We start from the raw sequence: 18773 nt of genomic DNA, 5'->3' as shown, positions 1-18773 counted from the left end.
GCCGAGCCGGTAGGTTTGTCGCCGTGCCGCCGTTGGTGACGGAAAACGAGGTCAGACGCACGGTCGAGGCGGTGTGGCGGATCGAGTCGCCGCGCCTGATCGCCGGGCTGGCCGGGATGATGCGCGATGTCGGCGTGGCCGAAGAACTCGCGCAGGACGCGCTCGTCGCGGCGCTCGAGCAGTGGCCCGTCGAGGGCGTGCCGCGTAACCCGGGCGCGTGGCTGATGGCCGTCGGCAAGCGCCGGGCGGTCGACCTGATCCGGCGCAACGAGCGCTACGCCCGCAAGCTCCACGAGATCGGCCGGGCGCTGCCCGAGTCGGTGGAGGTCGACTTCGAGGCCGCCGCGAGGGAGCAGATCGAAGACGACATGCTGCGGTTGGTGTTCGTCGCCTGCCACCCCGTCCTCGCGGCCGAGGCGCGGGTCGCGCTCACCCTGCGGTTGCTCGGCGGCCTGACCACCGCCGAGATCGCGCGGGCGTTCCTGGTCGCCGAGCCGACCGTCGCGCAGCGGATCGTGCGGGCCAAACGCACCCTGGCCGACGCGGGCATCCCGTTCGAGGTGCCCGAGCCCGGAGAGCGGGCGGCGCGGCTGTCGTCCGTACTCGAAGTGATTTATCTGATCTTCAACGAGGGGTACGCGGCCACGGCCGGCGACGACTGGGTGCGACCCGCCCTCTGCACCGACGCACTTCGGCTCGGCCGGATCCTGGCCGGCCTGATGCCCGGTGAGTCCGAGGTGCACGGTCTCGTGGCGCTGATGGAGATCCAGGCGTCGCGCCTGCGGGCCCGGATCGGTCCGGCCGGCGAGCCGGTGCGCCTCTTCGACCAGGACCGGGCCCGCTGGGACCCGCTGCTGATCCGGCGCGGGCTGGCCGCCCTGGCCCGGGTCGACGAGATCGGTGCGGAGGCCGGCCCCTACGCGCTGCAGGCCGCGATCGCGGCCTGCCACGCCCAGGCCCGCACGCCCGAGGAGACCGACTGGCGCCGGATCGCCGCCCTCTACGACGCGCTCGCCCCGCTGGCGCGTTCGGCCGTGGTCGAGCTCAACCGGGCCGTCGCGGTCGGCATGGCCGAGGGGCCGGCCGCCGGTCTGGCCCTGGTCGACGCGATCGTCGCGGCCGGCCTGCTGCCCGGCTATCACCTGCTGCCCGCGGTCCGCGGCGACCTGCTCGACCGGCTGGGGCGAGCCGACGAGGCCCGGGCGGAGTTCACCCGGGCCGCGTCACTGACCCACAACGCGCGCGAACGCGCGCTGCTCCTGGAGCGGGCTAACCCTTCCTGATCTGGTAGCGCTCGGCCTGGGCCGCCTGCTCCTCGTTGATCGTGGGGATCTCGGCCGGTTCGGCCACCCTCCGGACTTCGACGACGGCCTCCCACGGCGCGCCCTCCGGGATCGCGCGGTCGACCGGGCACCGCCGGGCCCACTCGATGGCCTCCTCCGGTGACTTGACGTCGATCAGGTAGAAGCCGGCGACCAACTCCTTGGCCTCGGTGAACGGGCCGTCGACGACCGTACGGTCGCCGTTGGCGTAGATCACCCGGGCGCCCTGCGAGCTGTCGTGCAGTCCTTCGGCCGCGAGCAGCACGCCCGCGCGTTCGAGTTCCAGGTCGTATTCGTGCATCGCCTGCACCAGGTCGGGCGGCGGCATGGCTCCGGGCGGCGGGTCGCCCTTGAGCATCAGCATGAATCGCATCGTGGTCTCTCCCATCGGTCACGTCATTGTTCCGTTCACTGACGCGTCGTCCAGACCCCGGCCGGTTCGACACGGCGCCACCACCTCTTCTTGACAGCCGTCCGGGGGCGCGGCATGCTTAACCATATCGCTATAGAACAGGTTGGTTATAGATGGCCTCCGACCAGCTCAGCGCCGTCTTCGGCGCGCTCGCCGACCCCACCCGGCGCTCGATCCTGATGCGGCTGACCCGGGGCGACGCGACGGTGGGTGAACTCTGCGCGCCGTTCGCGATGTCGCAACCGGCGATCTCCCGCCATCTCAAGGTGCTCGAGGAGGCCGGGCTGATCTCCCGGAGCCGGATCTCGACCCGGCGGCTCAGCCACCTGGAGGCCGCACCGCTGCGCGCCGCCACGAGCTGGCTCGCCGCGTACCGCCACTACTGGGAGACCAGCTACGACCAGCTCGACGCGTTGCTGGCCACGATGGAGGACGAGGCGTGACCGCGATCGAGATCGTCGCCGAGCCGGGCGTGCCGCAGGTGCTGGTGACCCGCGAGTTCGCCGCGCCGGCCAGCAAGCTGCTGCGCGCGCACACCGACCCTGACCTGCTGGCCCGCTGGCTCGGGCCGGAGGGCCTGCAGCTGACGGTCGACGTGCTCGAACCGCGCGACGGCGGGCGGTGGCGCTACACCCAGACCGACGCCAAGGGCGAACGCTTCTCCTTCTTCGGGCTCTACCACGGCACGCCGAGCACCCAGGGGATCGTGCAGACCTACGAGTTCGACCGCCAGCCGGGCCGGGTCTACCTGAACGCGATCAGCTTCGAGGAGCGGGGCGAACGCACCGTGCTCCGCCAGAACACCGTTTTCCAATCCGTCGAAGACCGTGACTACTACGTGCGTGGCGGCATGGAGGTGGGGCTGCGGGCCTCGCTCGACCGGCTGGACGCGCTGGTGACAGGGAGGCAATGACCATGTTGTTGCAGGGCAGGAACGCCGTGATCTACGGCGGTGCGGGCTCGATCGGTGCCGCGGTGGCGCGCGCGTTCGGCCGCGAGGGCGCGACCGTGCACCTGGTCGGTCGCACCGAGCCGGCGCTGCGGGCGGTGGCCGACGACATCCGCTCGGCCGGCGGCCGGGCCGAGACCGCCGCCTTCGACGCCTTCGACGAGGCCGCCGTCGACGCGCACGCGCGGGCCGTCGCCGACGGGTTCGGCAGCCTCGACGTCTCGTTCAACGTGATCGCGCATCCGTCCGCCTTCGGCACTCCGGTGGTCGAGATGGACTACGCCGACCTCGAACGCGACGTGACCAGCCGGCTGCGCGCGATGTGGCTGACCACCAAGGCGGCCGCGCCGCAGATGATCCGGCAGGGCAGCGGCGTGGTGCTGACCTTCGGCGGCTACGGCGACCCGCAGGCCAACCTCGGCGGACTGCAGGTCGCGTTCGGCGCGATCGAGGCGCTACGCCGCACGCTGGCCCGCGAGCTGGGGCAGCACGGCATCCGGGTGCTCACGCTGCAGACCGGCGGCGTGCCCGAGTCGATGACCGACGAAGACCCGAAGACCCAGCGGGCGGTGGCCGAGATGACCGAGAAGGCGACCATGCTGGGCCGCGCGGCGACGCTCGACGACGTGGCCAACGCGGCTGTGTTCGCGGCCTCCGACTGGGCCCGCACGCTGACCGGCACCAAGCTCAACCTGAGCGTCGGCGCGACGGTCGACTAGCTGATCCGGCGCTCTGCCCGCGGCGCCGCGGGGAGGTCGGCGGAGATGCGGGCGGCGGCGGCGAGCAGCGGGGGCACGAGGTCGCGGCGGATCGCTTCCAGGGTCGTGCGGCTGGCCGCGGTGGAGACGTTGACCGCGGCCACCGTGCGGCCGGCGCGGTCGCGGATCGGTGCGGCCACCGCGCGCAGGCCCTGCTCCAACTCCTGGTCGACGAGGGCCCAGCCCTGTGCGCGTACCCGCTGCAACTCGGTCCGCAACGCGCTGACGCCGCCGATCGTGCGCGTGGTCAGCCGGTCGATGGTCACGCCGTCGAGGTAGGCCGCGAGGTCCTCGTCGGACAGGCCGGCGAGCAGGACCCGACCCATCGAGGTGGCGTACGCCGGGAAGCGGGTCCCGACATTGATCGTCACTGTCATGATCCGCGACGTCGGCACCCGGGCGACGTAGACCACGTCGGGGCCGTCGAGGACCGACACCGACGACGACTCGTTGACCTCGGCGACCAGCGCCTCCAGGTGCACCTCGGCGACCTCGGGCAGCGACAGGCTGGACAGGTAGGCGTAGCCCAGCTCCAGCACCCGCGGGCTGAGCGAGAAGAACCGGCCGTCGGTCCGCACGTAGCCCAGCTCCATCAGCGTGAGCAGGAACCTGCGCGCGGCGGCCCGGGTGACCCCGGTGGCCGCCGCGACCTCGCTGAGCGTGAGCTCCGGGTGGGACCGGTCGAAGGCGCGGATCACCGCCAGGCCGCGTTCGAGGGACTGGACGAAGTCTGCCGAGCGCACCGTCGTCACGTCGCCTCCTCGATGCCGAGCTCGTCGAGCACCCGCTGGGCGGTCGCGAACGCCGTGTTGGCCGCCGGGGCGCCGGCGTAGACCGCAGTATGCAGCAGCACCTCGCGGATCTCCGTCGGTGTCACTCCCTGGCCCAACGCGGCCCGCACGTGCATCGCCAACTCGGCGGTCGCGTGCTGGCTGGCCAGCAGCGCGATGGTGACCAGGCAGCGGGTGCGCCGGTCGAGCCCCGGCCGGGTCCACACCGCGCCCCAGGCGTGCGCGGTCACGTGCTCCTGCCACGGCGCGCTGAACGCGGTCGCGGCGGCGGCCGCCCGGTCGACGTGCGCGTCGCCGAGCACCTCACGGCGCACCGCGGCACCGTCGTCAGCCATCGGTCCTCCGAGAGGCGTAGCGGGTCAGCGCGAGGTCGACGAAATGGCCGGCGCTGCCCATAGGGTCGGTGGCACCGCGTTCGGTGTGCCAACCGGCCCGGTCGAGATTGGCACGCATCACATCGGCGTGCACGACCAGCCCGGTCAGGCCGGCCCGCAGCCAGGCCGCGGCCGAGCCGACCGCGACCAGCAACTCGCGCAGCGGGCGCCACTCGGCCTGCCAGGCGCCGGCGGCCCGCTGGTGTTCCTGCACGGCGCTGGCCAGCAGCGTCGCGACCAGCCCGGGCGCCTGCGCGGTGGCGGCCAGCGTGCTGACCGCGGCCACCGGGTTGTGCTTGTGTGCCATCGTGCTCGACCCGCCCGGCGCGGCCTCGGAAACCTCGCCGACCTCGTTCTGCGCGAGCAGGGTGAGGTCGCGGGCGGGCTTGCCCAGCGCGCCGGCCGTGACGCCCAGCGCACCGGCCAGCCGGCCGATCCGGCTGCGTTCGGTGTGCCAGGGCAGCTCCGGTGCCCCGAGCCCGAGCCGGCGGGCGAAGTCGGCGAACACGGCCGGCCCGGCCGCGCCCAGCCCGGCCAGCGTCCCGGCGGCGCCGCCCAGTTGGGTCGCCGGCTGCCAACCGCGCAGGCCCTCGGCGGCCGCGTCGAGCCCGGCCAGCCAGCCGGCGGCGGTCAGCCCGAACGTGGTCGGGACGGCCTGCTGCAGCAGCGTCCGGCCTACCATCGGGGTGTCGCGGTGCGCGGCGGCCAGCCCGGCGGCGGCTTCGGCAGCGCCATCCACATCGGACAGTAGCGCGGTCAGCGCCCGGCCGGTGATCAGCATGGCCGCCGTGTCGAGCACGTCCTGGCTGGTCGCGCCGGCATGCACGAACTCGGCGACCGGCGCCGGCAACGCCGCCCGGATCGCCGCGACCAGGGGCACCACCGGGGTGGCGTGGGCGGCGGCGGCCCGGCCCAGGTCGGCGGGGTCGGGCGCCAGGTCGACGCAGGCAGAGACGATCGCCTCGCCGGCCGCGGCCGGTATCACGCCCGCGGCGGCGTTGGCGGCCGCCAGCGCCGACTCCACGTCGAGCATCGCGCGTACCCACGCGTCGTCGGCGACGGCCTCGGGCACCGCGCCGCGGGCCAGGATTCCGTCGAACAGCCCGGCGGCCGGGCCGGGCTCAGAAGGCGAAGAATACGGTCTCATGCTCGCCCTGCAGGGTGATGTCGAAGACCAGGCCGTCGTCGGACTCCTTCGCGACCAGCGTCGGCCGCCGGATCGGGTCGACCAACGACAACACCGGGTCGCCGGCGTTGGCCGCCTCGTCGGGGAAGTAGATCCGGGTGACCAGGCGGTCGAGCAGGCCGCGGGCGAGCACCGAGACGTCGATGTGCGGTGCCTGCAGCGTGCCGTCCGGGCCCGGCACCCGGCCGGGCCGGACGGTGCGGATCGCCCAGCGCCCCTCGGCGTCGGTCGGGCAGCGGGCGAAGCCGCGGAAGCCCGGCGACGCGACCGCGCCGCGCGGGTCGTCGGGATGGTCGAAGCGCCCGGCCGGGTCGGCCTGCCAGGTCTCGACCAGGGCGTCGGGCACCGGTTCGCCGGCGCCGTCGAGCACCACGCCGCGCAACCAGAACGCCCCCGGCGCGTCTTCGGGCACCGCGTAGGGTCCGTCGTTCCACGGCAGCCCGAGCGCGAAGAACGGGCCGACCGTCTGCGAAGGCGTCGTCATGCGTCCTCCATCGGAGTGGCGTCGCGGCCGCGGAGCACGATGTCGAAGCGGTAGGCCAGCGACCATTCCGGCGTGGTGGCGTCGAGGTCGAACGCGGCCACCAGGCGCTGCCGGGCGGCCGGGTCGCGGACCGAGTTGAAGATCGGGTCCTGGTCGAAGAGCGGGTCGTTGGGGAAGTACATCTGGGTGACCAGGCGCTGGGTGAACGCCCGGCCGAACAGCGAGAAGTGGATGTGCGCGGGCCGCCAGGCGTTGTGGTGGTTGCGCCACGGGTAGGCGCCGGGCTTGACGGTGACGAACCGGTAGCGGCCCTGGCCGTCGGTCATCGCCCGGCCCGCGCCGGTGAAGTTGGGGTCGAGCGGCGCCGGGTGCCGGTCACCGGCGTGCCGGTAGCGCCCGGCGGCGTTGGTCTGCCACACCTCGACGAGCGTGTCGCGCACCGGCCGGCCGTCGCCGTCGAGCACCCGGCCGAACACCTCGATCCGCTCGCCCTGCGGCTCGCCCTCGTGCTGCCGGGTCAGGTCGTGGTCGAGGGCGCCGACCCGGCCCGCGCCGAGCAACGGGCCGGTGATTTCGGTCAGCCCCTGTGGTAGAAGCACCAGCGGCTGGCGCGGGCTGCGCAGCCTGGTCGACCCGTAAGCCGGCACCGCCAGCGGGGGTTGCTCGTGTTCGGCATGACTCCGGTAGGGCACGGGAGTGATCCACTCAGCCAATGCCGCCTCCTCTCGTCGACGACCGGGTCGTCAGTGATCGCAGTGCCGCCAGTTCGCCGGCCGTGGGTGGCTCGGTGACCGCCAGGTCCGAGCGGACAGCGAGCGGCCAGCCGGTCGCTGCGCGCACCTGGTCGACGGCCACCCCAGGATGGATATGGGTGAGGGTCAGCTCGCAGGTGCGCGGGTCGGGCTCGAGCACGCCGAGGTCGGTGATCAGCCGCACCGGGCCGCGGCCGCGCAGGCCGAGCGCCGCACGGTGGCCGGGGCCGTCGCCGAAGCCCAGCGAGGTGACGAACTCGAGGCGCTCGACCAGCGTGCGCGGCCGGTGCCGGACGACCACGATGGTCTCCTTGCAGGACGCGGCGATCTCGGGCGCGCCGCCGGCGCCGGGCAGCCGCACCGACGGGTGCGCGTACTCGCCGATCACCGTGGTGTTGATGTTGCCCCGGCGGTCGACCTGCGCGGCGCCCAGGAAGCCGACGTCGACGCGCCCCGGCTGCAACCAGTAGTTGAAGATCTCCGGGACGCTGACCACCGCGTCGGCCGTCTCGGCCAGCTCGCCGTCGCCGATGGACAGGGGCAGCGCGCCCGGCTTGGCACCGATCGCACCGGATTCGTAGATCAGCGCGAGGTCGGGGGAGCACGTGCGGCGCGCGAGGTTGGCGGCGGTGCTGGGCAGGCCGATGCCGACGAAGCACGAGGTGCGGCCGGCCAGCGTGCGCGACGCGGTGACGGTCATGATCTCGTCGGCGGTCCACCCGCTCATCCGGCTGTCACCTCGTCGAGCCAGCGGGAGAACGTCGACCGGTCGCGGCTGATCGGGTCCCAGGACTGGTAATAGTCGTTGTCGCGGTCGTAGTAGCCCTGCGCGTAGGACGGGTGCGCGCCGCGCGGCACCTCGGCCACCGCCGTCACCACCCACGCGGGCAGCACCACCGCGTCGGGGCGCGGGTCGAGCTCGTCGACGATCTCCTCGACCGTGACCAGCGATCGCGACGCGGCCAGGACCGCCTCCTTCTGCACCCCGGTGATGCCCCACATCTGCACGTTGCCACGCCGGTCGGCGCGCTGGGCGTGGATCACGGCGACGTCGGGGTTGAGCGCGGCGACGGCGGTGAGCACCTCGCCGGTGAACGGGCAGGTGACCGTGGAGACCGTCGCGGTGTGCCGGGCGATGTCGGTGCCGACATACCCACGGAGCACCGCGAACGGCAGCCCGGACGCGCCGGCGACGTAGCGGTTGGCCATCCCGGCGTGGCTGTGTTCCTCGATCTCGATCGGCCGGGGCCAGCCCCGCTCGACGGCGTCGCGGAACCGGTGCAGTGAGCCGACGCCGGGGTTGCCGCCCCACGAGAAGACCAGCCGGGCCGCGCAACCGGCGCCGATCAACTGGTCGTAGACGATGTCGGGGGTCATCCGGATCAGCGTCAGGTCGCGGCGGCCCTGGCGGATGATCTCCTGCCCGGCGGCCACCGGGATGAGGTGGGTGAACCCCTCCAACGCGACCGCGTCGCCGTCGTGGACCAGCTCCGCCACACCCTCGGCGAGGCTGACGAGTTCGGCCATGCGGCTCCAAGTCTGTGCGCTATGCGAACAATCGTTCAGCGGCCAGCCTAGGAACCGCGTGCTTCGCCCGTCAACAATGACAAGCATTGACTTCTGGTGTGGCGCTCTTCTAGGTTTCCCGATGTACATCTGTGCGCTATCCGAACACCCCCCGCCTTTCTCCGCTCACCCCTGACGTGGATGGAGTTCCGATGCGACGCCCCTTGATTGCACTGCTCACCGCGGTGGCACTGGTCGCCACGGCCGCGTGTGGCGATTCCTCAGACGACGGTTCCGCGGCGCCCGCGGCTTCCGGCAAGCCCGACGCGGTCAACGCCGGCGTCATCGCGATCCTCGATGTCGCGCCCATCTACCTCGGCAAGGAGAAGGGCTTCTTCAGCAAGCGCAACATCGATCTCACGCTGACCACCGCACAGGGTGGCGCCGCGATCGTGCCGGCCGTCCTCTCCGGTCAATACCAGTTCGGCTTCAGCAACGCCGTCTCGCTGCTGCTGGCCAAGTCGCAGAACGCGCCGCTCAAGGTGGTCTGCAACGGCAACAACTCGACCGGTGCCGCCGACGACTTCGCCGGGCTGTTCGTCAAGCCCGACAGCCCGATTCAGTCGCCCAGGGACCTGGTCGGCAAGACGGTCGCGGCCAACACGCTGAAGAACATCGTCGACACCAGCGTGCGCGCGTCGGTGAAGAAGGACGGCGGCGACCCCAGCCAGGTCAAGTTCACCGAGTTGCCGTTCCCCGAGCAGGTCGGCGCGCTGCAGGCGGGCCGGGTCGACGCCATCTTCGTCGTCGAGCCGTTCCAGCAGGCCGCGATCGCCGCCGGCATGCGGAAGATCGCGTCGAGCTATGTGGACGCCGCGCCCAACCTGACCGTCGCGCTCTACTTCACCTCGACCAAGCTGGCCGGTGAGAACCCCGACCTGGTCAAGCGCTTCACCGAGGCGATGCAGGAGTCGCTGGCCTACGCCGACTCGCACAGCGACGAGGTGCGCGACATCATCGGCACCTACACGAAGATCGACCCGGCCACCCGGGCCAAGATGACGCTGCCCAAGTGGCCGGCCGACATCAACCGCGAGTCGATCGACGCCCTGGCCACCGCCGCGGTCACCGACGGGCTGCTCAAGGAGAAGCCTGACGTGGCGGGGCTGCTTCCCTGATGGTCTCCGTCGCGGCGCGCCGCCCGCGGGTGACCGGCCGGCGATACCGGTCGGTCACCTTGGGCGTGCTCGGCCTCATCGGCTTCGGGTTGGTGCTCGAGGTGGCGCCGCGGATCGGCGTGGTGCCGATCGACTTCGCGCCGCCGACCAGCCAGATCCTGGTGACCCTGGTCGAGCAACTCGACGACGGCCCGTTCTGGACGGCGCTGCTGCACACGCTCGGCACCTGGGCCGGCGGCCTCGCCATCGCGGTGGTCGCCGGCGCCGTCATCGGCGTCCTGCTCGGCTCGCTGCCCGTCCTGCGGGCCGCGACGACCACGACCATCGAGTTCCTCCGGCCGATCCCGTCGGTCGCGCTGATCCCGTTGGTGATCGTCCTTTATGGTCCGACCGTCCGGTCGACCCTCATCCTGGTCGTCTACGCGGCGTTCTGGCAGATGCTGATCCAGGTCGTGCACGGCGTCGCCGACGTCGACCCGGTCGCCCTCGACACCGCCCAGTCGTTCCGGCTGCGCCCGTGGGCGCGGGTGCGCCACGTGGTCTGGCCGAGCGCGCTGCCCTACGTGATGACCGGCCTGCGGCTGGCCGCCGCGGTCGCGCTGATCCTGACCATCACCGGCGAGTTGGTGATCGGATCGCCCGGCCTGGGCAAGGAGATCGACACCGCGCAGCAGAGCAACGAGGTGCGCCTCGTCTACGCGCTGATCGTGGTGACCGGCGTGCTCGGCGTGCTGATCAACCTCGTCATCCGCCGGGCCGAACGCGCGCTGCTCTCCTGGCATCCGGCCAACCGCGTCGAGAAGGTGGCGCCGTGAGGATCCTCTGGCGCGTCCTGCTGGCGGCCGGCCTGCCCGTCGCGCTCATCGCGGCCTGGTGGTTCGGCTCGGCCGGCAGCACTGACTTCTACTGGCCGTCGCTGTCGACCATCATCGACGCGTTCGGCCGCACCTGGACCTGGGAGATGTTCCAGGAGCAGGTGCTACCGTCGCTCTGGCGCCTGCTCGCCGGCTATCTGCTCGCGGTGCTGCTCGGCGTCGCGCTGGGGGCGTTGATCGGCCTGTCCCGCACGGTGCGCGACCTGCTGGAACCGGTGCTCGAGTTCCTCCGCGCGTTCCCGCCGCCGGTGCTGGTGCCGGCCGCGATCCTGCTCGCCGGCATCGGCGACCGCACCAAGATCCTGGTGATCGTGTTCGGCTGCGTCTGGCCGGTGCTGCTCAACACCATCGAGGGCGTCCGCGCCCGCGACGAGGTGCTCAGCGACACCTGCCGCACCTACCGCATCACCGGGCTGCTCCGCCTGCGCCACCTGGTGCTCCGGGCGGCCAGCCCGCAGATCGTGACGGGTGCCCGGCAGGCCCTCCCGCTGGCCATCATCCTGATGGTGATCAGCGAGATGATGGCCGCCAACGAGGGCCTGGGCTTCACGGTCCTGCAGTTCCAGCGGGGTTTCCAGATCCCCGAGATGTGGAGCGGCGTGCTCCTGCTCGGGCTGATCGGCATCGTGCTCTCCCTGCTGTTCAGACTCGCCGAGCGGTCGCTGCTCGGCTGGTACCACGGCCAGCGCGCGGGACAACGGGAGTTTTGATGCTGGAGGTCAAGAACCTGCACAAGGTGTACGACGGGCACGGCCGCCGGGTGACCGCGGTCGGCGACCTGACGTTCTCCGTCCCCGAAGGACAGTTCGCCTGCGTCGTCGGCCCGTCCGGCTGCGGCAAGACCACCCTGCTGCGCGTGCTGGCCGGCCTGCTGCCGGCCACCTCCGGTGAGGTGCGGGTGCAGGACGCACCGGTCACCGCGCCGCCGCCGGGCCTGGCCGTGGTCTTCCAGGAATACGGCCGCAGCCTGTTCCCGTGGCTGCGGGTGCGCGACAACGTCGAGTTGCCGCTCAAGGCACAAGGCATGGCCCGCGCCGAACGCCGGAAGCTGGCCGGCGACGCGCTCGCGGCGGTCGGCCTGTCCGACGCCGACGGCGCCTATCCCTGGCAGCTCTCCGGCGGCATGCAGCAACGGGTGGCGATCGCCCGGGCCGTCGCCTTCGCACCCAAGGTGCTGTTGATGGACGAGCCGTTCGCGGCCGTCGACGCGCAGACCCGCGCCGACCTCGAAGACCTGGTCCGGTCGGTGTGGCAGCGGCTGGGCGTCACCCTGCTGTTCGTCACGCACGACATCGACGAGGCGGTCTACCTCGGCCAGCGGGTGATCGTGCTGTCGGCGGCGCCGACCACGGTCGCCGAAGACCTGGCCGTCGACCTGCCCGCCGACCGCGACCAGCTGACCACCCGGTCCGACCCGCGCTTCACCGAGTTGCGCAGCCAGGTCTACGCCCGGATCCGGAAAGTGCAGGCACCAGCTTCCGAAGGAGCATCGGCATGACGTTCTTCGACCCGCGGGAGTGGGACGGCAAGGTTTTCGACGGCCAGTGGCGCGCCTCGTCGGGCGGCACCGCCGACATCCTGGAGAAGGCGACCGGGGCGTCGCTCGGCCGCACCGGGGTGGCCGACGCCGCCGACGTCGCTTCCGCTTCGGCGACCGCTGCGGCCGCACAGCGCGAATGGGCGGCCAAGACGTTCGAGGAGCGGGCCGCGGTCCTTCGCCGGGCCGGCGCGCTGATCGAGGCCAACGCGGCGGAGTTGCGCGACTGGGTGGTCCGGGAGACCGGCGCGGTGCCCGGGCTCGGCGACTTCGCCGTCGGCGTCGCGACCCAGGAGTGCTACGAGGCGGCCGGGCTGGCACACCGGCCGGCCGGCGAGATCCTGCAGAGCAACCAGCCGCGGCTGAGCCTGCTCAAGCGGGTCCCGGTCGGGGTGGTTGGGGTGATCTCGCCGTTCAACGTGCCGCTGATCCTGTCCATCCGCTCAGTCGCGCCGGCCCTGGCGCTCGGCAACGCGGTCGTGCTCAAGCCCGACCTGCGTACCCCCGTCAGTGGTGGGTTCGCCATTGCCCGGGTGTTCGCCGAGGCCGGTCTGCCGGCCGGGCTGCTGCACGTGCTGCCCGGCGGCGCCGAGGCCGGCTCCGCGCTGGTCGCCGACCCGGCCGTCCGGGTCATCTCGTTCACCGGGTCCAGCGCGACCGGGCGCCGGGTCGCCGAACTCGCCGCCCGCCACCTCAAGCGGGTGCACCTCGAACTCGGCGGCAACTCGGCGATCGTGGTGCTCGACGACGCCGACCTCGAGCGCGCCGTCTCCGCCGGTGCCTGGGGGTCGTTCCTGCACCAGGGCCAGATCTGCATGACCGCGGGGCGGCACCTGGTGCACGAGCGGATCGCCGACGACTACGTCGCTGCGCTGGCCGAGCATGCCGACCACCTGCCGGTCGGCGACCCGTTCACCGGTCAGGTGGCGCTCGGGCCACTGGTCGACGAGGGCCAGCGCGACAAGGTGCACGCCCTGGTCACCGCGACCGTCGACGCCGGAGCCCGGCTGGCGGCGGGCGGCAGTCACGAGGGGCTCTTCTACCGGCCGACGGTGCTCGACGAGGTGCGCACCGACATGCCGGCGTACGCCGAAGAGGTGTTCGGCCCGGTCGCGCCGGTGGTGCGGTTCGGCAGCCTGGACGAGGCCGCCGCACTGGCCGCCGACTCGTCCTACGCGCTGTCGCTGAGCATCCTGACCGGCGACGCGATGCGCGGGCTGGCGCTCGCCGAGCGGATCCCGAGCGGGATCGTGCACATCAACGACCAGACCGTCAACGACGAGGCGGTGGCGCCGTTCGGCGGCGTCCTCGACTCAGGCACCGGCGCCCGGTTCGGCGGCGCCGGCAACCTCGACGCGTTCACCGAACAGCGCTGGATCACGCTGCGCGGCGAGATCCCGGCTTACCCGTTTTAGGAAAGGTGCACGACATGACGTTGCGTGACACGCCGCCGTTCCGGGCCGACCACGTCGGCAGCCTGCTGCGCCCGGAACGCCTGCTCAGGGCGCGGGCCGACCGGGCCGCCGGCACGATCTCCGCCGAGGAGTTGCGGGCGGTGGAAGACGACGCGATCCGCGACGTCGTGCGGATGCAGCGCGACGTCGGGCTCCGATCGGCCACCGACGGCGAGTTCCGGCGTACGTCGTGGCACATGGACTTCATCTACCAGCTCGGCGGGATTCACAGCACCGACGAGAAGATCCGGGTGCACTTCCACAACAAGCAGGGCGACCTCGACTTCACCTCGGCGGCGCTCGCGGTCGACGGACCGGTCCGGCTGGAGAAGACCATCTTCGGCGACGACTTCGTGTTCCTCGACTCCACTGTGGATGAGGGGGTGACCGCGAAGCTGACGATCCCGTCGCCGAGCATGGTGCACTACCGGGGCGGCAAGGCGTCGATCGACCCGGCCGTCTATCCCGACGAAGAGCAGTTCTGGGCCGACCTGTCGGCGGCGTACGCGGCCCAGGTCGCCGCCGTGGCCGAGCTGGGCTGCCGCTATCTGCAGCTCGACGACACCAGCCTGGCGTATGTCAACGACCCCGAGCAGCGCAAGCAGCTCACCGAGCGGGGCGACGACGCCGAGCACCAGCACCTCCGCTACATCAAGCAGATCAACGCGGCCATCGAGGGCCGGCCGGCCGGGCTGTCGGTGACCACGCACATGTGCCGGGGCAACTTCCGGTCGTCGTGGGCGGCCGAGGGCGGCTACGACTTCGTCGCCGAGGCGCTGTTCTCCGAGCTGGCGGTCGACGGCTTCTTCCTGGAGTTCGACGACGAGCGCTCCGGCGGCTTCGCGCCGCTTCGCTTCGTACCGCCGGGCAAGATGGTGGTTCTGGGTCTGGTCACCACCAAGCGTGGCGAGCTCGAGTCGAAGGACGCGCTCAAGCGGCGGATCGACGAGGCCAGCCGTTATGTGCCGCTCGAGCAGCTCTGCCTCTCGCCGCAGTGCGGTTTCTCCTCGACGGTCGAGGGCAACGTGCTCAGCTACGACGACGAGGTGGCCAAGCTCGCTCTGATCGTAGAGACCGCGCAAGAGGTCTGGGGCTGACCGTGGTCACGCGCACGCAGGTGGTCATCATCGGTGCCGGCCCGGCCGGCCTGGTGCTGGCCCACCTGCTCCGGGCGCGCGGCATCGACTGCGTCGTGCTGGAGCGTCAGTCCCGATCCCACGTGGAGGCGCGGATCCGGGCCGGCGTGCTCGAGCACGGAACGGTCGACCTGCTCACCTCGCTCGGGCTGGCCGACCGGCTGCACCGGGAACGGATGGTGCACCACGGCATCGAGCTGCTCTTCGAGCGGGAGGCGCACCGGATCCCGCTGACCGAACTGGCCGGGCGCGAGATCACCATCTACGGGCAGCACGAGGTGGTCAAGGACCTGATCGCGGCCTGGGACGGCCCGCTGCACTTCTCGGTCTCGTCGGTGTCGCTGTCGGCGCTCGACTCGGCCCCGGTCGTGTCCTACGTGGATGCTGACGGTGTCGCGCAGATGTTGCACTGCGACGTGATCGCGGGGTGCGACGGGTTCCACGGCGTGTCGCGAGCGGCGATCCCGGCCGGGATGCTCACCGTGCACCAGCGCGACTATCCGCATGCCTGGCTGGGCATCCTGGCCGAGGCGGCGCCGTCATCCGACGAACTGATCTACGCGCACAGCGCCCGGGGTTTCGCCCTGCACAGCATGCGCTCGCCGACGGTGACCCGTCTCTACCTTCAGGTGCGGCCCGACGAGGACCTCGGCGAGTGGCCGGACGAGCGTATCTGGGGCGAGTTGCGGGCCCGGCTGGCCCGCTCCGACCTGTCGTGGACGCTGGCCGACGGCCCGATCCTGGAGCGCTCGGTCGCCGCGATGCGCAGTTTCGTGGTCTCGCCGATGCAGTACGGCCGGCTCTTCCTGGCCGGCGACGCGGCACACATCGTGCCGCCGACCGGTGCCAAGGGGCTCAACCTGGCGGTGGCCGACGTCAAGGTGCTCGCCGACGCGCTCACCCCGTTCTTCGCCAGTGGTGACACGACCGGCCTCGACGCCTATTCGCAGACCTGCCTGCGCCGGGTCTGGCGGGTGCAGCACTTCTCCTGGTGGATGACGTCGATGTTGCACCCGACCGGCGACGACCCGTTCGACCTCGCGCTCCAACTCTCCCAACTGCGCTACGTGACGTCGTCGCGGGCGGCGGCGACCTCGCTGGCGGAGAACTACGTGGGCTTCCCGTTCCCGTGAGGGGCCGCTGGTCGGCCGCCGCCTGGCTCGCGGCGGTGCTGCTGGCCGCCCTCAACCTGCGCCCGGCCATCGCCTCGGTCCCGCCGATCGTCGACGCGATCCGCGACTCGCTCGGGCTCTCCGGCTCCGCGGCCGGGGTGCTGACGTCGGTACCGGTCGTCTGCATGGGCCTGTTCGCACCGGCCGCGGCCTGGGCGGCCGGCCGCTGGGGCACGGGACCGACGATGGCGTTCGCCCTCGCCCTCCTCGCGGCGGCGACCGCGGTCCGGCCGCTGGCCGGTGCCGGCCTGCTCTACGCGGCGACCGTGTTCGCCGGCGTCGCGATCGCCGTCGGTGGTGCGCTGATGCCGGCGTTGGTGCGAACCCGCTTTCCGACGCGGGTGGGGCCGGTCACCGGGCTCTACACGACGGCGCTGATCTCGGGCGCGCTGATCGGCGCGGGCGGCACCGAACCGTTGCGCACGGCGCTCGGCGGCTCGTGGCGGGCGGCGCTGGCGATCTGGGCGGTGCCGGCGGTGCTGGCACTGGTCGTCTGGCTGCTGGTCCGCCCGTCGTCCGAGGCGGCCCGTCCGTCGTCCGAGGCGGCCCCTCCGTCGTCCGAGGCGGCCCTGCCGGCTGCCGTCGATCGTGACTGGACGCCGTGGCGCGACCGGGGCGCCTGGCTGGTGACGCTCTACATGGGCGGCCAGTCGCTGCTCTACTACGCGCCGCTGGCCTGGCTGGCCGCGCGCTACACCGACCTGGGCTGGGCGGCGGGGCGGGCCGGCGGGCTGCTGGCCTTGTTCAGCGCCACCCAGGTGGCCGCCGCGCTGGTCGCGCCGGCGCTGGCCCGCCGCGACCCGCGGCCGGCGATCGTCGCCGGCCTGCTGCTCGCGATCGTCCCGCTCGGCCTGATCGCGGTGACGCCGTTGAGCGCGCCGGCCCTGTGGGCGGCGCTGCTGGGTATCGGGGTCGGTGCCAACTTCGCGCTGGCGTTGACCGTGGTCGGCCAGATCGCGCCGACGCCGGCCGCCACGCCGAAGGCGTCCGGGATGGCGTTCTTCGTCGGCTATCTGCTCGCGTCCGTGGGCCCGGTGGCGGTCGGCTTCCTGCACGACCTGACCGGCGGCTTCCGGGCGCCATTCCTGGCGCTGGTCGGGTTCGGGCTGGTCACCCTCGTCGTCGGGGTCGCCGCCGGCAACGCGTCGCTGGCGCCGCACCGCGAGGCCGATCGGGCCGCCGCCGGCCGCCACGCGTGACGTCGCGTTGCCGGGAAATCGCCCTTCGGGGTCGGGCAGGCGTGTCCTGTGCCATAGCGGGCGGGCGCACCCGGCCGCCGCGGCCAAAATGGTGGTGGGAATGTCGCACCCGAGGACTACAACGGACGGGACAGCTATCCCGCCATCGGAGGAGTTTCATGACTTCCACCCTCTCGGCTCAGGTAACGGGCCCAGTGCTGGCCCCTTACGACGAGGGCTACGCCGACGAGGTCGCCGCATGGAACACCGCGGCCACACATACACCGCAACTCGTCGTCGGCGCCACGTCGGCCGAAGACGTCGCCGCAGCGGTGCGCTACGCCGGCGACAACGGCCTGCACGTCAGCGTGCAGGGCACCGGGCACGGCGCCGAGGTCTCGATCACCTCGGGCCTGATGATCACGACCCACCGGCTCGACCGACTGACGATCGACCCGCAGACCCGCATCGCGACGCTCGGCGCCGGCCAGCAGTGGGGCAACGTGGTCGCCGCGGCCGCCGAACACGGCCTGGCGCCGATCGCCGGCGCCGCGCCGACCGTCGGTGTCGTCGGGCTGCTGGTCGGCGGCGGGCTCGGTCCGCTGGCGCGCAGCCACGGCGTCGCTTCCGACTACGTGGAGGGCTTCACGGTCGTCACCGGCACCGGTGAGATCGTCGAGGCCAACCACACCGACCACACCGACCTGTTCTGGGCGCTGCGCGGCGGCAAGTTCGGGTTGGGCATCGTGACCGAGGTCCGCGTCCGCCTGGTCGAGCTGGCGACCCTCTACGGAGGCTCGCTGATGTTCGACGCCGCCGACATCGAGCCGGCGCTGCGGGCCTGGGTCGACTACATCGCGACGGCCGACGACCAGGTCTCGACCAGCGTGGCGATCATCCGGATGCCGCCGTTCGAGCAGATCCCGGAGCCGCTGCGGGGTCGCACCCTGCTGTCGCTGCGGTTCGCCTACCCGGGCCCGGCCGACCGCGGTGCCAATCTCGCGGCGCCGTTGCGCGCAGCGGCCCCGGTCTACCTCGACTCGCTGGGCGAGATGCCGGCGGGGGCGATCGCCCGCATCCACAACGACCCGACCGAGCCGGCCGCGAGCCAGGCCTACGGCGTGCTGCTGGGTGCGATCGACCAGGAGTTCGCGACCGCGTTCCTGTCGACCTTCGGCCCGGCCGCGGAGCCGCCGTTCGTCGCGGCCGAGTTGCGCCACCTGGGCGGTGCCGCGGCGCGCGACGTCGAGGGCGGTTCGGCGGTCGCCGGCCGGGCCGGCGTCGTCGCGTCCACCATGATCGGTGTGCGGCCCGACCTGTTCGAGAAGGTGATGCCCGACGCCGCGTTCGACTGGCGTCAGCTGGTCGCGCGCTGGTCGCTGACCGAGAGCAACCCCAACCTGATGGGCCTGCCGGTCACCGCCGAGCGGTTGGCCACGATGTGGTCCGAAGAGGCCAACACCCGGCTCGGCGAGATCCGCTGGCGCTACGACCCCGACTCGGTTTTCGCCAAGCCGGCGTGACGTGGTGCGGTCGTGGGGCCCGTGACGTGGTTCGGTCGTGGGGCTCGTGACGTGGTTCGGTCGTGGGGCTCGTGACGTGGTTCGGTCGTGGGGCCCGGCCGGTACTTCGTCACGCCCTCCCACACGACGACAGTGGCCCGGTCGCGGCGCATCCCACCGCGCCGCAATGCCTCCCCGAGGTCCTCA

21 protein-coding genes are annotated in these 18773 nt (G+C 72.4%); 13 read left to right on the top strand and 8 right to left on the bottom strand.

Features of this window, described 5'->3' with window-relative positions:
• Positions 1 to 23: 23 nt before the first annotated feature.
• Positions 24 to 1283, top strand: coding sequence for an RNA polymerase sigma factor (locus tag AB0J74_RS31420; RefSeq protein WP_363454387.1), 1260 nt, complete (start codon positions 24 to 26; stop codon positions 1281 to 1283).
• Here AB0J74_RS31420 and AB0J74_RS31415 read toward each other — a convergent pair.
• Entirely contained in the window at positions 1270 to 1686 is a 417-nt protein-coding gene (locus AB0J74_RS31415; RefSeq protein WP_363454385.1) for a YciI family protein, read from the bottom strand. The genes AB0J74_RS31420 and AB0J74_RS31415 overlap by 14 nt on opposite strands.
• A gap of 161 nt (positions 1687 to 1847) precedes the next feature.
• Between AB0J74_RS31415 and AB0J74_RS31410 the strand changes: the two genes are divergently transcribed.
• The 3 genes from AB0J74_RS31410 to AB0J74_RS31400 are packed head-to-tail and all read left to right on the top strand — an operon-like array spanning position 1848 to position 3402.
• A complete protein-coding gene (locus tag AB0J74_RS31410) occupies positions 1848 to 2177 on the top strand; it encodes a metalloregulator ArsR/SmtB family transcription factor (protein ID WP_363454383.1) in 330 nt (109 codons plus the stop codon).
• Positions 2174 to 2647 carry an SRPBCC domain-containing protein gene (locus AB0J74_RS31405; protein WP_363454381.1) on the top strand — a complete coding sequence of 158 codons (474 nt, stop codon included), beginning with the start codon at positions 2174 to 2176 and terminating at the stop codon, positions 2645 to 2647. Before AB0J74_RS31410 ends, AB0J74_RS31405 begins: the two co-directional genes overlap by 4 nt.
• Complete coding sequence (locus AB0J74_RS31400) at positions 2644 to 3402, top strand: SDR family oxidoreductase (RefSeq protein WP_363454379.1); 759 nt, start codon at positions 2644 to 2646, stop codon at positions 3400 to 3402. The genes AB0J74_RS31405 and AB0J74_RS31400 overlap by 4 nt, the downstream gene beginning before the upstream one ends.
• Here the strand turns inward: AB0J74_RS31400 and AB0J74_RS31395 are convergent.
• Genes AB0J74_RS31395 through AB0J74_RS31365 form a run of 7 tightly spaced genes read right to left on the bottom strand, consistent with a single transcriptional unit; the run spans position 3399 to position 8555 of the window.
• Entirely contained in the window at positions 3399 to 4193 is a 795-nt protein-coding gene (locus AB0J74_RS31395; RefSeq protein WP_363454377.1) for an IclR family transcriptional regulator C-terminal domain-containing protein, read from the bottom strand. The two genes, AB0J74_RS31400 and AB0J74_RS31395, sit on opposite strands and share 4 nt — an antisense overlap.
• On the bottom strand, positions 4190 to 4567 hold the full coding sequence (locus tag AB0J74_RS31390) for a carboxymuconolactone decarboxylase family protein (RefSeq protein WP_363454375.1): 378 nt from the start codon (positions 4565 to 4567) through the stop codon (positions 4190 to 4192). The genes AB0J74_RS31395 and AB0J74_RS31390 overlap by 4 nt, the downstream gene beginning before the upstream one ends.
• Positions 4560 to 5753, bottom strand: a complete 1194-nt coding sequence (locus AB0J74_RS31385) for a lyase family protein (protein ID WP_363454373.1) — start codon at positions 5751 to 5753, stop codon at positions 4560 to 4562. The genes AB0J74_RS31390 and AB0J74_RS31385 overlap by 8 nt, the downstream gene beginning before the upstream one ends.
• Complete coding sequence (pcaG, locus tag AB0J74_RS31380; RefSeq protein ID WP_363454371.1) at positions 5728 to 6276, bottom strand: protocatechuate 3,4-dioxygenase subunit alpha; 549 nt, start codon at positions 6274 to 6276, stop codon at positions 5728 to 5730. The genes AB0J74_RS31385 and pcaG overlap by 26 nt, the downstream gene beginning before the upstream one ends.
• Positions 6273 to 6989 (bottom strand): protocatechuate 3,4-dioxygenase subunit beta, encoded by a 717-nt coding sequence (gene pcaH / locus AB0J74_RS31375; protein ID WP_363454369.1) that lies wholly within the window; start codon positions 6987 to 6989, stop codon positions 6273 to 6275. Before pcaH ends, pcaG begins: the two co-directional genes overlap by 4 nt.
• The gene (locus tag AB0J74_RS31370) at positions 6982 to 7755 is read right to left on the bottom strand and encodes a CoA-transferase (protein WP_363454367.1); all 774 of its coding nucleotides are present in this window, start codon (positions 7753 to 7755) and stop codon (positions 6982 to 6984) included. Before AB0J74_RS31370 ends, pcaH begins: the two co-directional genes overlap by 8 nt.
• Positions 7752 to 8555 carry a CoA transferase subunit A gene (locus AB0J74_RS31365; protein ID WP_363454365.1) on the bottom strand — a complete coding sequence of 268 codons (804 nt, stop codon included), beginning with the start codon at positions 8553 to 8555 and terminating at the stop codon, positions 7752 to 7754. Before AB0J74_RS31365 ends, AB0J74_RS31370 begins: the two co-directional genes overlap by 4 nt.
• A gap of 191 nt (positions 8556 to 8746) precedes the next feature.
• Here AB0J74_RS31365 and AB0J74_RS31360 point away from each other — a divergent pair, with 191 nt between their 5' ends.
• The 9 genes from AB0J74_RS31360 (at position 8747) to AB0J74_RS31320 (ending at position 18587) form a co-directional block, all read left to right on the top strand.
• A complete protein-coding gene (locus AB0J74_RS31360; RefSeq protein ID WP_363454363.1) occupies positions 8747 to 9712 on the top strand; it encodes an ABC transporter substrate-binding protein in 966 nt (321 codons plus the stop codon).
• A complete protein-coding gene (locus AB0J74_RS31355) occupies positions 9712 to 10527 on the top strand; it encodes an ABC transporter permease (RefSeq protein WP_363454361.1) in 816 nt (271 codons plus the stop codon). Before AB0J74_RS31360 ends, AB0J74_RS31355 begins: the two co-directional genes overlap by 1 nt.
• Positions 10524 to 11297 (top strand): ABC transporter permease subunit, encoded by a 774-nt coding sequence (locus AB0J74_RS31350; RefSeq protein ID WP_363454359.1) that lies wholly within the window; start codon positions 10524 to 10526, stop codon positions 11295 to 11297. Before AB0J74_RS31355 ends, AB0J74_RS31350 begins: the two co-directional genes overlap by 4 nt.
• Positions 11297 to 12085, top strand: coding sequence for an ABC transporter ATP-binding protein (locus tag AB0J74_RS31345; RefSeq protein ID WP_363454357.1), 789 nt, complete (start codon positions 11297 to 11299; stop codon positions 12083 to 12085). Before AB0J74_RS31350 ends, AB0J74_RS31345 begins: the two co-directional genes overlap by 1 nt.
• The gene (locus AB0J74_RS31340; protein WP_363454355.1) at positions 12082 to 13539 is read left to right on the top strand and encodes an aldehyde dehydrogenase family protein; all 1458 of its coding nucleotides are present in this window, start codon (positions 12082 to 12084) and stop codon (positions 13537 to 13539) included. Before AB0J74_RS31345 ends, AB0J74_RS31340 begins: the two co-directional genes overlap by 4 nt.
• 14 nt (positions 13540 to 13553) lie before the next feature.
• Complete coding sequence (locus tag AB0J74_RS31335; RefSeq protein WP_363454353.1) at positions 13554 to 14675, top strand: 5-methyltetrahydropteroyltriglutamate--homocysteine S-methyltransferase; 1122 nt, start codon at positions 13554 to 13556, stop codon at positions 14673 to 14675.
• Between the two features lie 2 nt (positions 14676 to 14677).
• Positions 14678 to 15847, top strand: coding sequence for a 4-hydroxybenzoate 3-monooxygenase (locus AB0J74_RS31330; protein WP_363454351.1), 1170 nt, complete (start codon positions 14678 to 14680; stop codon positions 15845 to 15847).
• Positions 15844 to 17085, top strand: a complete 1242-nt coding sequence (locus AB0J74_RS31325) for an MFS transporter (protein ID WP_363454349.1) — start codon at positions 15844 to 15846, stop codon at positions 17083 to 17085. The genes AB0J74_RS31330 and AB0J74_RS31325 overlap by 4 nt, the downstream gene beginning before the upstream one ends.
• Before the next feature lie 158 nt (positions 17086 to 17243).
• Positions 17244 to 18587 (top strand): FAD-dependent oxidoreductase, encoded by a 1344-nt coding sequence (locus tag AB0J74_RS31320; RefSeq protein ID WP_363454347.1) that lies wholly within the window; start codon positions 17244 to 17246, stop codon positions 18585 to 18587.
• The last annotated feature ends 186 nt before the right edge of the window (positions 18588 to 18773 follow it).

This window comes from Asanoa sp. NPDC049573 (assembly GCF_040676615.1).
Classification (GTDB): domain Bacteria; phylum Actinomycetota; class Actinomycetes; order Mycobacteriales; family Micromonosporaceae; genus Asanoa.
Note: the sequence above shows the minus strand (reverse complement) of the source record. Positions and strands in the feature narration are given on the sequence as shown.

Coding starts and splice junctions, on each gene's coding strand:
- AB0J74_RS31355 (WP_363454361.1), top strand. CDS start 9,712: ATGGTCTCCGTCGCGGCGCGCCGCCCGCGGGTGACCGGCCGGCGATAC.
- AB0J74_RS31415 (WP_363454385.1), bottom strand. CDS start 1,686: ATGCTGATGCTCAAGGGCGACCCGCCGCCCGGAGCCATGCCGCCGCCC.
- AB0J74_RS31400 (WP_363454379.1), top strand. CDS start 2,644: ATGACCATGTTGTTGCAGGGCAGGAACGCCGTGATCTACGGCGGTGCG.
- AB0J74_RS31365 (WP_363454365.1), bottom strand. CDS start 8,555: ATGGCCGAACTCGTCAGCCTCGCCGAGGGTGTGGCGGAGCTGGTCCAC.
- AB0J74_RS31390 (WP_363454375.1), bottom strand. CDS start 4,567: ATGGCTGACGACGGTGCCGCGGTGCGCCGTGAGGTGCTCGGCGACGCG.
- AB0J74_RS31410 (WP_363454383.1), top strand. CDS start 1,848: ATGGCCTCCGACCAGCTCAGCGCCGTCTTCGGCGCGCTCGCCGACCCC.
- AB0J74_RS31345 (WP_363454357.1), top strand. CDS start 11,297: ATGCTGGAGGTCAAGAACCTGCACAAGGTGTACGACGGGCACGGCCGC.
- AB0J74_RS31360 (WP_363454363.1), top strand. CDS start 8,747: ATGCGACGCCCCTTGATTGCACTGCTCACCGCGGTGGCACTGGTCGCC.
- AB0J74_RS31385 (WP_363454373.1), bottom strand. CDS start 5,753: ATGAGACCGTATTCTTCGCCTTCTGAGCCCGGCCCGGCCGCCGGGCTG.
- AB0J74_RS31320 (WP_363454347.1), top strand. CDS start 17,244: ATGACTTCCACCCTCTCGGCTCAGGTAACGGGCCCAGTGCTGGCCCCT.
- pcaG (WP_363454371.1), bottom strand. CDS start 6,276: ATGACGACGCCTTCGCAGACGGTCGGCCCGTTCTTCGCGCTCGGGCTG.
- AB0J74_RS31335 (WP_363454353.1), top strand. CDS start 13,554: ATGACGTTGCGTGACACGCCGCCGTTCCGGGCCGACCACGTCGGCAGC.
- AB0J74_RS31370 (WP_363454367.1), bottom strand. CDS start 7,755: ATGAGCGGGTGGACCGCCGACGAGATCATGACCGTCACCGCGTCGCGC.
- AB0J74_RS31340 (WP_363454355.1), top strand. CDS start 12,082: ATGACGTTCTTCGACCCGCGGGAGTGGGACGGCAAGGTTTTCGACGGC.